The organism is Streptomyces sp. NPDC048442 (assembly GCF_040651475.1).
In the GTDB taxonomy this organism is placed as follows: domain Bacteria; phylum Actinomycetota; class Actinomycetes; order Streptomycetales; family Streptomycetaceae; genus Streptomyces.
Window position 1 is genome coordinate 306,783 of the sequence record NZ_JBEZKB010000002.1, and the last position, 13,239, is coordinate 320,021.

A 13,239-nucleotide genomic window follows, 5' to 3' on the forward strand; every position below is an offset into this window, starting at 1 on the left:
AGCGCCCTGGCCACGGGCCCGAGCGCGCTCCCGACCGGAGGGTGGGCAGTGTGGCTCGAAACCCGGTGTACCCGGAGCCGACGGGCGAGGTGCGTATGAGTCTGTCCCTGCGCTTCGCCGCCGGATCGCACAAGGGCATGATCCGTGAGGGGAACGAGGACTCCGGCTACGCCGGCCCCCGTCTCCTCGCGATCGCCGACGGCATGGGTGGCCAGGCCGCCGGCGAGGTCGCCTCTTCCGAGGTGATCTCCACGCTGGTCCAGCTGGACGACGACGTTCCCGGGTCGGACATCCTGACCTCCCTGGGCACCGCCGTGCAGCGGGCCAACGACCAACTGCGCATGATGGTCGAGGAGGACTCCCAGCTGGAGGGCATGGGCACCACGCTCACCGCCCTGCTCTGGACCGGTCAGCGCCTCGGCCTCGTGCATGTCGGGGACTCCCGCGCGTACCTGCTGCGCGACGGCGTCCTCACCCAGATCACGCAGGACCACACCTGGGTGCAGCGCCTCGTCGACGAGGGCCGCATCACCGAGGAAGAGGCCACCACCCACCCGCAGCGCTCCCTGCTGATGCGCGCGCTGGGCAGCGGCGACCACGTCGAACCCGACCTCTCCATCCGTGAGGTCCGGGCCGGCGACCGCTATCTGATCTGCTCCGACGGCCTGTCAGGCGTCGTCTCCCACCAGACGATGGAGGAGACGCTCGCCAGCTACCAGGGCCCGCAGGAGACCATCCAGCACCTCATCGAGCTGGCGCTGCGCGGCGGCGGCCCCGACAACATCACCTGCATCGTCGCCGACGTCCTGGACGTCGACGGCAACGACACCCTGGCCGGGCAGCTCAACGACACCCCGGTCATCGTCGGCGCCGTCGCCGAGAACCAGATCCAGCTCCACGACACCGGCGCCATGCAGACCCCAGCCGGCCGTGCGGCCGGCCTCGGCCGCCCCACGCCGACCCCCCGGTCGCAGCCGCAGCCGCCCTCGGGCAGCTTCGGACCTGCGGGCAGCGGCGGCGGGTACGGCGGGAGCCTCCCCGACGACACCTTCGACATGTACAACGGCGAGGACTTCGTGAAGTCCCCGGGCCGCAAGTGGCTGAAGAGATCCCTCTACCTCGCGCTGGCGCTCGTCGTCGTCGGAGGCGGTCTGTACGGCGGCTACCGCTGGACCCAGACCCAGTACTACGTCGGTGCCAGCAGCGAGCACGTCGCGCTCTACCGGGGCGTCGACCAGGACCTCCCGTGGGTCTCCCTCTCGAAGATCGAGAAGGACCACCCCGAGATCGAACTCAAGTACCTCCCGGACTTCCAGTCCAAGGAAGTCAAGAACACGCTGCCGGCCGGCGACCTCGCCCAGGCGCGCGAGAAGATCGAAAAGCTCGCGCTCCAGGCATCCGCCTGCAAGAAGAAGTCCGAGCAGCGCACCACACCGCCGCCGAAGCCGCCGGCCCAGCCCAACCCCGGCAAGACGCCGGGCGCCAAGAACGGCGCCAAGACGCCGAACGCAGCCACACCCACTCCAAGCGCCCCCGCTCCCGGCCCCACCCTCTCCGAGGAAGAGCAGGAACTGGCCTCGCAGTGCGGTAAGCCGGCCACACCGTAGGGGGCCCACACCACCATGAGCGTTGTCACCAACACGACCACCATCGGCGCGATCGAAGCTCCCAGCAGGCGCAACACCGAGCTGATCATGCTCGCGTTCGCCGTCGCCATCCCGGTCTTCGCGTACGCCAACGTGGGCCTCGCCAAGGACGGCAGCCTGCCCGCGGGCATGCTCGGGTACGGAGTGGGGCTCAGCCTCCTCGCCGGCATCACGCACCTGATGATGCGGAAGTTCGCGAAGTACGCGGACCCGCTGATGCTGCCCATCGCGACCCTGCTCAACGGGCTGGGGCTGGTGCTGATCTGGCGGCTCGACCAGGAGCCGTCCATCACCACCGCCGCGCTCGGCGGGCCGATGGCGGCCAAGCAGCTGATGTGGTCGACCGTCGGCGTGGCACTCTTCCTGGCCGTCCTGCTGCTCCTCAAGGACCACCGGGTACTCCAGCGCTACACGTACATCTCGATGGTCGTGGCCCTCGTGCTGCTGATCCTGCCGATGTTCTTCCCCGGCGTGAACGGCGCGAAGATCTGGATCACCATCCCCGGCCTCGGCTCGCTGCAGCCCGGCGAGTTCGCCAAGATCATCATCGCGATCTTCTTCGCGGGCTATCTGATGGTGAAGCGGGACGCGCTCGCCCTGGCCAGCCGCCGCTTCATGGGGATGTACCTGCCGCGCGGCCGAGACCTGGGCCCGATCCTCGCGATCTGGGCCCTCAGCCTGATGATCCTGATCTTCGAGACCGACCTGGGCACCTCGCTGCTCTTCTTCGGACTCTTCGTGATCATGCTGTACGTCGCCACCGAGCGCACCAGCTGGGTGGTCTTCGGCCTCACCCTGAGCGCGGCGGGCGCGGTCGGCGTCGCCACCTTCGCCAGTCACGTCCAGACCCGCGTCAACAACTGGCTCAACCCGCTGGCCACGGTCTGCGACGCCAAGGGCAACTGCGGCCTGGTCACCGAGACCGCCCAGTCGATGTTCTCCTTCGGATCCGGTGGCCTGTTCGGCTCCGGACTCGGCCAGGGCTACTCCCGCTTCATCGGCGGCATCGCCCCCAAGAGCGACTACATCCTCGCCACCATCGGCGAGGAAATGGGCCTCACCGGCCTGATGGCGATCATCCTGCTGTACGGCCTGCTCATCGAGCGCGGCATCCGTACGGCGCTGGCCGCCCGGGACCCGTTCGGCAAGCTCCTCGCAATCGGCCTCTCCGGCGCCTTCGCCCTGCAGGTCTTCGTCGTCGCGGGCGGTGTCACCGGCCTCATCCCGCTGACCGGCATGACCATGCCGTTCATCGCGCAGGGTGGTTCCTCCGTGATCGCCAACTGGGCGCTCGTGGCCATCCTGCTGCGCATCAGCGACACCGCGCGGCGCCCCGCGCCCGCCCCCGCACCGTCCCCCGACGCCGAGATGACCCAGGTGGTCCGACCGTGAACAAGCCCCTGCGCCGGGTCGCAATCTTCTGCGGAATCCTCGTCCTGGCACTGCTCGTCCGCGTGAACTGGGTTCAGTACGTCCAGGGCGACAACCTCAAGAGCCACACGGACAACCGCCGCGTCCTGGTCGAGCGCTACGCCCACCCGCGCGGCGACATCATCGTCGACGGCAAGGCCATCACCGGGTCCGTCGAGGCCAAGAACGGCGACCTCAAGTACAAGCGCACGTACAAGGACGGCCCCATGTGGGCCCCCGTCACCGGCTTCGCCTCACAGGTCTACGGCGCCACCCAGCTGGAGAATCTCAACGACGGCATCCTGACCGGCACCGACGACCGTCTCTTCTTCGACCGGACGCTCTCGCTGTTCACGGGCGGGCAGAAGAAGGGCGGCAACGTCGTCACCACCCTCAACGGCGACGCCCAGCGCGCCGCCTACGAGGGCCTGAAGGGCAAGAAGGGGGCCGTCGCAGCCCTCGACCCGAAGACCGGCAAGATCCTCGCGCTGGCGAGCACCCCCTCGTACGACCCCTCCAAGATCTCCGGCATGGGCGACGGCGAGGAGTGGAAGAAGCTCGACAAGAAGGTCAACCCGGACGACATCTCGCTCAACCGGGCGCTGCGCCAGACCTACCCGCCGGGCTCGACGTTCAAGGTCGTGACGGCGTCTGCGGCGCTGGAGCACAACAAGATCACGAACATCGACGATGCGACCGACTCGCCGTTCCCGTGGAAGCTGCCCCAGTCCTCGAAGGACCTCCCGAACGACGGCAACCACCCTTGCGAGAACGCCAGCCTGCGGGTGGCGCTCCAGTGGTCCTGCAACACCGTCTTCGGCAAGCTCGGCTCCGATCTTGGCAGGGAGAAGATGCAGGAGACGGCGGAGAAGTTCGGCTTCAACAGCGAGCAGTTCACGCCGGTCCGCTCCAACGCGAGCGTGTGGCCCAAGAAGATGGACCCGCCGTCGACCGCCCTGTCGTCCATCGGCCAGTTCGACACCGCTGCCACCCCTCTCCAGATGGCCATGGTCACCGCCGCCATCGCCAACGACGGCAAGCTCATGACGCCGTACATGGTCGACAAGCTGACCGACCCCAACGGGCTGGACGTCATCAAGCAGACCGACCCGGTCGAGATGAGTCAGCCGTTGTCGGCCGACAACGCCCAGAAGGTCCAGCAGATGATGGAGACCGTGGTCAAGGACGGCACCGGCAAGAACGCCCAGATCGACGGCGTCACGGTCGGCGGCAAGACCGGTACCGCACAGCACGGTCTGAACAACGACAAGAACCCGTACGCCTGGTTCATCTCCTACGCCAAGACCGACAAGGGCTCCCCGGTCGCCGTCGCCGTCGTCGTCGAGGACAGTGAGGCCGCCCGCGGTGAGATCTCCGGAGGCGGTCTCGCCGCCCCCATCGCCAAGGGCGTCATGAAGGCAGTACTCGACCGCGCGAAGTAGGCCGGACCGAGAGGTGGGGATGTTTCACGTGAAACATCCCCACCCGCAATCGGGGCCCGGAGTGACCCCGGTCACCACTCCGCCCCATTCGCGCACGTTGACGTACCGGTCAGGTATCAGGTGACGGTCTCGGGCCGACCGGGTGCGGACTGCCCGGTACCGTATGCGCGAACAGCACACCGCCGGACCACGCACGGGTGCGGTCGGGACAGACGGAGAGGGCTGGATTAGCTATGGAAGAGCCGCGTCGCCTCGGCGGCCGGTACGAGCTGGGCTCGGTGCTCGGCCGTGGTGGCATGGCCGAGGTCTACATCGCCCAGGACACCCGGCTCGGCCGCACCGTCGCTGTGAAGACGCTCCGGGTGGACCTCGCCCGCGATCCGTCCTTCCAGGCCCGGTTCCGCCGTGAAGCCCAGTCCTCCGCGTCGCTCAACCACCCGGCGATCGTCGCGGTCTACGACACCGGTGAGGACTACGTCGACGGGGTTTCCCTCCCGTACATCGTGATGGAGTACGTCGACGGGTCGACCCTGCGCGAGCTCCTGCACTCCGGGCGCAAGCTGCTCCCCGAGCGCACCCTGGAGATGACCGTGGGGATCCTCCAGGCCCTGGAGTACTCGCACCGCGCCCAGATCGTCCACCGCGACATCAAGCCGGCCAACGTCATGCTGACGCGCAACGGCCAGGTCAAGGTCATGGACTTCGGCATCGCCCGCGCCATGGGCGACTCCGGCATGACGATGACCCAGACCTCCGCCGTCATCGGCACCGCCCAGTACCTCTCCCCGGAGCAGGCCAAGGGCGAGCAGGTCGACGCACGGTCCGACCTGTACTCCACCGGCTGCTTGCTGTACGAGCTGCTGGCGGTCCGTCCCCCCTTCATCGGGGACTCGCCGGTCGCGGTCGCCTACCAGCACGTACGCGAAGAGCCGCAGCCCCCGTCGAACTTCGACCCTGAGATCACGCCCGACATGGACGCCATCGTCCTGAAGGCCCTGACCAAGGACCCCGACTACCGCTACCAGTCGGCAGACGAGATGCGCGCCGACATCGAGGCCTGCCTCGACGGCCGCCCGGTGGCCGCGACCGCCGCCCTCGGCGCAGTCGGATACGGCGGCTACGACGGGTACGGCAGCAACGACCAGCCCACCACCGCCCTGCGCCAGGCCGGCCATGGCGGCGGCCAGACGGCGATGATGCCGCCCGTCGGCAACGGCGGAGACGGCTACGGCAACGGGACCGGCGGCTACGACGAGCCGGCGGGCCGCCGCCGCCAGCAGCCCAAGAAGAGCAACACCTCGACGATCCTGCTGGCCCTCGCGGGCATCCTGGTCCTCGTCGGCGCCGTCCTCATCGGCAACTCGCTGTTCAACGGCGAGAAGAAGCCCCAGACCACGGACGTACCCAAGCTCGTCGGGCAGACGTACGCGGCGGCGCAACAGTCCGCCGAGAGGATCGACGTGATCCTCAAACGCAGCGACGCGCCCTGCGCGGACCAGGAAAAGGGCAACGTCTGCTCGCAGAACCCCGCGACCGGGAAGATCAAAAAGGGCGAGACCATCACGGTCGTCGTGTCGACCGGAGCCCCCAAGGTCGAGATCCCCGACGTCATGGAGCAGACCCAGAAGCGGGCCACGGAACGGTTGAAGGAGGCCGGCTTCACGCCCAGGGTCAAGCAGGCGGATTCCGAGCAGACCGAGGGCACGGTCATCAAGCAGTCCCCCAAGGGCGGTGAGTCCGCGGAGAAGGGCTCCGACGTCACCATCACCATCGCCAAGAAGAAGCAGCTGGCCGTACCGGATCTGAGCGGCCAGACCTACGAGGCTGCCGAGCAGACCCTCAAGAACCTCGGCTTCCAGTCCGTGAGCAAGGCGGAGCAGGAGTCCGAAAAGACGCCGAACACCGTCATCGACCAGAACCCCAAGGGCAACACCCAGGCCCTCCCCGGCACCGCGATCACCCTGATCGTCGCCAAGCCCAAGCCGCAGGAGACCCCGCCGCCCGATGCCGAGCAGGTGCAGATCCCGGCCGACCTCGTGGGCAAGACCTACGGCGAGGCCAAGGGCATCCTGGAGGGTCTGGGACTGACCGTCCAGCCCGGTCCCGGCGGAAAAGACAAGGACGACGCCAGGGTCGTGGCCGTCAACCCGGGCGGCGGCACCATGGTCGCCAAGGGCTCCGCAGTGGCCGTGACCGCCTTCGGCGGAGGCGGCGGCGACCACGACAACGGACTCTTCGGCAACTAGCCGTACGCACCCCCTGGGTCCCGGCTCCACCGGATCCCGGCCCCACCACAGCGAAAGGGCCCCCGGCACACACCGTGCCGGGGGCCCTTCGCCGTACCCACGAAACCTGCGAACCGCGAAACCTACGATCCTCGAAACCTACGAACCTAGAAACCGCGCGACACCTACGAGCTGCTACCCCAGCTCCTCCGGCGGCGTCCGCTTCGCATCCACCTTCTCCGTGCGCTCCAGCTCGCCCCACACCACATAGCGGTACCTCGACGTGTAGACCGGCGTGCACGTCGTCAGCGTGATGTAGCGGCCGGGGCCGGTCCTGCCCGACTCCTTCGGGACCGGGTCCAGCACCTTCACGTTGTACTTCGACGTCTCGGGCAGGGACGCGTACACCTTGTAGACGTACCAGTTGTCCTTCGTCTCCAGGACGATCGAGTCGCCGTTCTTCAGCTTGTCGATGTTGTGGAACTTCGCCCCGTGCCCGTCCCGGTGCGCGGCCAGCGCGAAGTTGCCCTGCTTGTCCCAGGGGAAGGCGGACTTCACCGGGTCCGTGTAGTAGCCCGCGACACCCGCGTTGAGCCCCTTGGTGTCGGTGCCCTTCCTGACGAGCACCTCACCGTTCTTCATCGCGGGCACGTGCAGGAAGCCAATGCCGTCCTTGGTGTCGAGGGCGCCGGGCGCGGTGCTCTCCCAGTTGTGCCGCACGTCGTCGGCCTGCTTGCCCGCCTCGCGGTCGGCCAGCACGTTCGTCCACCACAGCGAGTACGCCACGAAGAGCCCGAGGACCAGCCCCGCGGTGATCAGCAGTTCACCGAAGACGCTGACCGCGCCCGCGATCCGCCCCCGCGCACGCGAGACCCGACGCGGCGGCGCGGAATCCCCTTCCGCCCGCTCGTCCTGCTCGGTCCTCGCTGCCACCGCACCCGTCCCTCGTGTCCTGGTCGCCGGCCCGTACCGGTCCCCGCCGGTCGCCAAGCCGTCCTCGGCCGCTCCCGGCCGCTCTCGACCACTCTCAGCTGTTGAGCGCCGCCGGTATGCCCTTGCTCCGGGGCCGCTCGTCGACCATCTTGCCCCAGACAATCAGCCGGTACGTGCTGGTGAATTCAGGGGTGCACGTCGTCAGAGTGAGGTACCGCCCGGACTTGGTGAAACCAGACCCCGGCGGCACCGGCCGGATGACCGAGACATTTGCCGGTGACGTCTGCGGCAGCACCGACGTCATCTCGTACGTGTAGAACGCGTCCTGCGTCTCGACGACGATCTTGTCGCCCTTCACCAGCCGGTTGACGTAGCGAAAAGGTTCGCCATGGGTGTTGCGGTGCCCCGCCACCGCGAAGTTCCCCTGCTTGTCGGACGGCATCGCCGTCTTCAGCTTGCCGTCCGCGTAGTGACCGACCATGCCCCGGTCCAGGACCTTGTGCTTGTCGATGCCCTCGGCCACCGGAACCTTCACGTCCAGCTTCGGGATGTGCATGATCGCGAACCCTTGGCCCGGCTCGAACGCCCCGGCCGCCTTCGGCTTCGCACCACCCTTCGCCCAGCCGTCCTGAAGGCTGTGCGCGGCCCCGTCGGCCTGTATCCCGGCCCGGACGTTGGTCCACCACAGCTGGTACGTCACGAACAGCAGCATCACCACACCGAAGGTGATGAACAGCTCCCCGACGAACCGGCTGACGACCACTCCCGCTCCGTCCTTCCCCACCGACGTACCACCCCTGGCCGCCCGGCGCCGCCCGGCACGACCGCCGGGCTCGGGGACGACGGGGACAGGGACGGGCTCGGGAACGACGGGGACGGGCTCGGGGAGGGGCTCTACTATTCGGCGCCGACGGGGCGCCTGCGCGATCGTCGGCAGCGCGAACGTCTCGTCGTCCGCGGGCTGTTCGGTCACACAGGCCTGCGGCTCGGGCCGCGCATACGTCTGCGGCTCGGGCGCGTAGGCCTGCTGAGACGCCTGGGCCTGCTGAGGCCCGTACCAGTCGCGCCGGTACCCCTCGGGGTCGTACCACTCCTCGGGCTCGGGCCGAGGCTGTGGGTACTGCTGCTCCAAGTACTGCGCCTGCACCTGCTCCTGGGGGTGCTGGGCGTACTGATACTGCGCCTGCTGGTACTGCTGCTCCTGGTACGGAGGCTGCTGCAGGGCCTCCTGCTGCCCCGCGTACGGGTCGTACGCCCCGTAGGGCTCCTGGGCCCGGTCCGCCTGTTCCTGTCCCGGCAGCGGGTCGTTCAGCGGGTCCGCGAGCCGGTCCACCGCCGCGCCAAGGCCGTCCGCCCCGAAATCACCCTGTCCGCCGTACTGCTGCGCCCCGTACACCTGCTGCTGCGGGTCGTACTCGTACTCGTGGGGCACGCCGTACCCGGCGGCGTCGTGCTCGTGACGGAGCTCCGTCACGCGGCGGCCTTACCCGCACCCACCACCGGAGCCAACCCGACCGACCGCTCCACGGCCTGGGTGTCGCCGCACTGCACGAGCCAGTTGGCCAGCATCAGGTGCCCCCACTCGGTCAGCACCGACTCCGGGTGGAACTGCACGCCCTCGACCGGAAGATCACGGTGCCGCAGCCCCATCACGATCCCGTCGGCGGTCCGCGCGGTCACCTCCAGCTCCGCCGGAACGGACTCCGGTGCGGCCGCGAGCGAGTGGTAGCGCGTCGCGGTGAAGGGCGACGGCAGCCCGGCGAAGACCCCGGCGCCCTCGTGCAGCACCGGCGACGTCTTGCCGTGCAGCAGCTCCGGGGCCCGGCCGACCACGCCTCCGTACGCCACCGCCATCGACTGCATGCCCAGACACACGCCGAAGACCGGAACACCGGTCTCCGCGCAGTGCCTGACCATGTCGATGCAGACGCCCGCCTGTTCCGGCGCACCGGGTCCGGGGGACAGCAGCACGCCGTCGAAGCCGTCCTGGGCGTGACTCAGCTCGACCTCGTCGTTGCGGAGAACCTCGCACTCGGCGCCCAGCTGGTACAGGTACTGGACGAGGTTGAAGACGAAGCTGTCGTAGTTGTCGACGACCAGAATGCGCGTACTCATGAGCCGTCCGTCCCGTTCGTTCCGTCGACCGTCACTTCACCGAACGGCAGCAGGGGCTCCGCCCACGGGAAGACGTACTGGAAGAGCACGTACACCACTGCGAGGATCAGGACGAGCGAGATGAACGCCCGCACCCATGCGTTGCCCGGCAGATGCCGCCAGATCCAGCCGTACATGCTGCCCCTTCCGTTCGGTCGTGACCAGACTAAAGGGCGGCGGCAAGCAGGTGGGCTCAGCCGGTCAAAGCCGCGGGCCTGCCCTTGCTCACGGGCTGCGTCGCATCAAGATGTGCCCATACGACCAGCCGATGGCTGCTGCCCCACTCCGGGTCGCAGGTGGTGAGGGTGAGATAGCGTCCGGGCCCGTCGAACCCGGCCTTCCGCGGCACCGGGTCCACGACCCCGACATCGCTCGGCACGGTCAGGTACGGCAGCTTGTCGATGCGGTACGTGAACCAGGTCGTGCCGTCGCTGAGCACCACCGCGTCGCCCGGCCGCAGTTCGGGGAAGTCCTTGAAGGGGTCGCCGTAGGTCCTGCGGTGTCCCGCGACGGAGAAGTTGCCCGTCTCGCCGAGGCGCGCCGTGCCCGCATAGTGGCCGAGGCCCTTCTTCAGCGTCCCGGCGCCGGTGCCCTCCAGGACTGGCCAGTCCCACTTCGTGCCGAACCGGGGCACGTACATGACGGCGAAGGGTTTTCCCTCGCGGTACGAGGGCGGGGCGGGCGGCACCGGTGCGGCGGACCCCGTGGGAGCGGGGGTGGTCGCGGTGGCTGCCGGCCGGTGCGACCACTCGTCCCGCAGCGCGTCCATCTGCCCGTCGGAGGCGCCGGCGGCCTGGACGCCGGTCCAGAACAGCACGTACACGACGAACAGGACGATGACGGCGCCGACGGTGATGCAGAGCTCGCTGAAGGTCCTGACGGCCAGTCGTAAGGAAACGGACGCGGACACGGCGTGGTCCCCCTCCCGTCACCCGTGGCTGTGGCGGCTACTGCTGCACGGGCTTGGCGTAGTGGAGATCCACTGTGCCCGAGTAGCCGGGCAGAGTCATCGCCTCGTGCTCGTCGACTTTCCAGCCGAGCCCGTACGCCTTCACGTACAGCTGGTAGTTCTGCAGCGCGGGGGATGCGGTCAGCGCCCTCTTGAGACTGCCGCGGTCGCCCACCGCGGTGACGGTGTACGGCGGCGAGTAGACGCGGCCCTGGAGGATCAGGGTGTTGCCGACGCAGCGGACGGCGCTGGTGGAGATGAGGCGCTGGTCCATGATCTGGATGCCCTGGGCGCCGCCCTGCCAGAGGGCGTTGACGACGGCCTGGAGGTCCTGCTGGTGGATGACCAGGTCATTGGGGTGCGGCTTGGGGTAGCCGGGGTTGGCGGTGGCTCCGGGCGGGGCGTCGTTGAGGGTGACGGTGAGGGCCTGGCCCGAGAGCTTCCTGGACCCGGCGGCCGTCTCCAGCGCACCGAGCTTGGCATCCTCGGCCCGGGTGCTGCCGTCGTCGCGCCGGGCGAGGGCGTCGACGTCACTGCGGACGGCTCCGGTGGACTTCTCCAGCGCCTTGTTCTTCTCGCTGCGCTGCCGGGTGAGGTCGGAGAGCTTCAGCAGCGAGTCGTCGGTGCGGATGTTGGTGCCCTTGGCCGTGTTGAAGCTCGTGACGAAGATGAGCCCGGCGAGGGCGAAGACTGCGGCGCTGAGGAGGCGCACGGGGCGCAGCGCGGGACGCCGTACGGCAGCCCCCTCTGTGGACTGATCCGCAGACCGATCTGTGGACCGATCCGCGGACTGATCGGTGGACCGTTCCGTGGACTCGTCCGGGGAGTCGGCAGAATTGCTCATACCCTTATCTCCTTCGACGCCGCGGAAGCACTACGCTAACGGACGCCCGGGGGAGGCAGTGTTTCCCCTGACGGCTCCCGCCTGCCCCTTGGCGTCACGCCACAGTTCCCTGCGCGGTAACGCAGCGCATCGACAGGAGAGTCCCTCGTGCCGAAGTCACGTATCCGCAAGAAGGCTGATTTCACGCCTCCGCCCGCCGCGAAGCAGGCAACCGCGATCAAGCTGACCAGCCGGAGCTGGGTGGCGCCGGTGATGCTGGCGCTGTTCCTCATCGGTCTCGCCTGGATCGTGCTGTTCTACGTGACCGAGGGCGATCTGCCGATCAAGAGCCTGGAGAACTGGAACATCGTGGTCGGCTTCGGCTTCATCGCCGCCGGCTTCGGCGTCTCCACCCAGTGGAAGTAGAGGCACTTCCGGGGCCTGTCCCGCAAGCACTGCCCAGAACTGTCCACAGCGTTATCCACACCTGAGGAAAAGTTACGACGATCTGTGGATAACTCTCGCGCTGTTGACGCCAGTGTGATCGCATCCTCACTCCGCACCTCACTGCCGCCCCTTGTCCTGGCCGGGAAAACCCAGCTCAGCGACAAGGGGCTCAGTTGTTCCCCCGCCTCCCCACAGAATGCACAGCTTTCACCACGCGCTGTGGACAACGTACGAAGACGGGGCCGGAGGACCGGCAGGCCGGGGCCGGTATCCGGCCCTGCGCACCGTCACGCGGTGAGCGTGGCCGTTCTGACCAGCACCGTCACCAGGACCACCACGAAGACCAGGCCGAAGGTCGCGTACTGCACGAGGTTCCGCTTGTCGCGCGGCGCCGCGATCAGCCCCAGCGTGAGCAGCACACCCGCGACGAGGCCACCGATGTGCGCCTCCCAGGCGATGTTGTGGCCGCCGAAGGTGAAGATCAGGTTGATGACGAGCAGGGCGATGACGGGCCGCATGTCGTAGTTCATGCGCTTCATCAGGACGGCGGTGGCGCCGAGCAGCCCGAAGATCGCCCCGGAGGCACCGAGCGACGGCTGGTTCGGTGCGGCGACCGCATACGTCAACGCACTGCCGGCGAGCCCGGACAGCAGATACAGAGCGGTGAACCTGACCCGTCCGAGCGCCGCCTCCAGCGGGCCGCCGAGCCACCAGAGCCCCAGCATGTTGAAGGCGATGTGCCAGATCTCCTCGTGCAGGAACATCGAGGTGAACAGCCGGTACCACTCACCCTCGGCAACACCGTGAAGGGCGAAGTCCGGCGGCGGCGACCATGCTCCTCCGAGCAGGTAGAAGTCTCTGACGATCCGGTCCCCGGTGCCCGGGACGAGGAAGACGACGGCGAAGACCGCCAGGTTCAGCCCGACCAGGATCTTGGTGACGAGCCGGGGGTCGCCGCTGCTGAGGACGGTGCCGGCGATGTTCCGCGGCTGGTTGGCGGTGGGTGCGTGCCCGGTGCCCGACCCGTTCCGTACACAGTCGGGGCACTGGAAGCCGACGGACGCGTCGATCATGCAGTCGGTACAGATCGGCTTCTCGCACCGGGTGCACCGGATGCCGGTCTCCCGGTCGGGGTGCCTGTAGCAGTACGGAATCGAGCCGTCTGCGTCGGCGGGCTGTGGGTCCGGGCTCTTCGGCGGCTGGTCCATGC

General features: G+C 68.4%; 12 protein-coding genes. 5 read left to right on the top strand and 7 right to left on the bottom strand.

Features of this window, described 5'->3' with window-relative positions; all coding sequences use genetic code 11:
* Window positions 1-95 precede the first annotated feature (95 nt).
* From AB0D18_RS05210 to pknB, 4 genes are all read left to right on the top strand, one after another.
* The gene (locus tag AB0D18_RS05210; protein ID WP_362413015.1) at window positions 96-1,607 is read left to right on the top strand and encodes a Stp1/IreP family PP2C-type Ser/Thr phosphatase; all 1,512 of its coding nucleotides are present in this window, start codon (window positions 96-98) and stop codon (window positions 1,605-1,607) included.
* A 15-nt stretch (window positions 1,608-1,622) separates the two neighbouring features.
* A complete protein-coding gene (locus tag AB0D18_RS05215) occupies window positions 1,623-3,038 on the top strand; it encodes an FtsW/RodA/SpoVE family cell cycle protein (protein ID WP_362413018.1) in 1,416 nt (471 codons plus the stop codon).
* Window positions 3,035-4,498, top strand: a complete 1,464-nt coding sequence (locus tag AB0D18_RS05220) for a penicillin-binding protein 2 (protein WP_362413021.1) — start codon at window positions 3,035-3,037, stop codon at window positions 4,496-4,498. Before AB0D18_RS05215 ends, AB0D18_RS05220 begins: the two co-directional genes overlap by 4 nt.
* Before the next feature lie 233 nt (window positions 4,499-4,731).
* Window positions 4,732-6,744 (top strand): Stk1 family PASTA domain-containing Ser/Thr kinase, encoded by a 2,013-nt coding sequence (pknB, locus tag AB0D18_RS05225; protein ID WP_362413024.1) that lies wholly within the window; start codon window positions 4,732-4,734, stop codon window positions 6,742-6,744.
* A 174-nt stretch (window positions 6,745-6,918) separates the two neighbouring features.
* Here pknB and AB0D18_RS05230 read toward each other — a convergent pair whose 3' ends face one another.
* The 6 genes from AB0D18_RS05230 to AB0D18_RS05255 form a co-directional block, all read right to left on the bottom strand.
* A complete protein-coding gene (locus AB0D18_RS05230; RefSeq protein ID WP_362413027.1) occupies window positions 6,919-7,656 on the bottom strand; it encodes a class E sortase in 738 nt (245 codons plus the stop codon).
* 94 nt (window positions 7,657-7,750) lie between these two features.
* A complete protein-coding gene (locus AB0D18_RS05235; protein ID WP_362413431.1) occupies window positions 7,751-9,052 on the bottom strand; it encodes a class E sortase in 1,302 nt (433 codons plus the stop codon).
* A 74-nt stretch (window positions 9,053-9,126) separates the two neighbouring features.
* On the bottom strand, window positions 9,127-9,771 hold the full coding sequence (locus AB0D18_RS05240; RefSeq protein ID WP_362413030.1) for an aminodeoxychorismate/anthranilate synthase component II: 645 nt from the start codon (window positions 9,769-9,771) through the stop codon (window positions 9,127-9,129).
* Window positions 9,768-9,947, bottom strand: coding sequence for a hypothetical protein (locus AB0D18_RS05245; RefSeq protein ID WP_362413033.1), 180 nt, complete (start codon window positions 9,945-9,947; stop codon window positions 9,768-9,770). The genes AB0D18_RS05240 and AB0D18_RS05245 overlap by 4 nt, the downstream gene beginning before the upstream one ends.
* Window positions 9,948-10,003: 56 nt before the next feature.
* On the bottom strand, window positions 10,004-10,720 hold the full coding sequence (locus AB0D18_RS05250; protein ID WP_362413036.1) for a class E sortase: 717 nt from the start codon (window positions 10,718-10,720) through the stop codon (window positions 10,004-10,006).
* Window positions 10,721-10,757: 37 nt separating this feature from the next.
* Window positions 10,758-11,603 (bottom strand): DUF881 domain-containing protein, encoded by an 846-nt coding sequence (locus AB0D18_RS05255; RefSeq protein WP_362413038.1) that lies wholly within the window; start codon window positions 11,601-11,603, stop codon window positions 10,758-10,760.
* 147 nt (window positions 11,604-11,750) lie between these two features.
* Here AB0D18_RS05255 and crgA point away from each other — a divergent pair, with 147 nt between their 5' ends.
* A complete protein-coding gene (gene crgA, locus AB0D18_RS05260) occupies window positions 11,751-12,008 on the top strand; it encodes a cell division protein CrgA (protein ID WP_362413041.1) in 258 nt (85 codons plus the stop codon).
* Window positions 12,009-12,316: 308 nt separating this feature from the next.
* On the opposite strand, the gene AB0D18_RS05265 is transcribed toward crgA, so the two are convergent.
* The gene (locus tag AB0D18_RS05265) at window positions 12,317-13,237 is read right to left on the bottom strand and encodes a rhomboid family intramembrane serine protease (protein WP_362413044.1); all 921 of its coding nucleotides are present in this window, start codon (window positions 13,235-13,237) and stop codon (window positions 12,317-12,319) included.
* Between the last annotated feature and the right edge of the window lie 2 nt (window positions 13,238-13,239).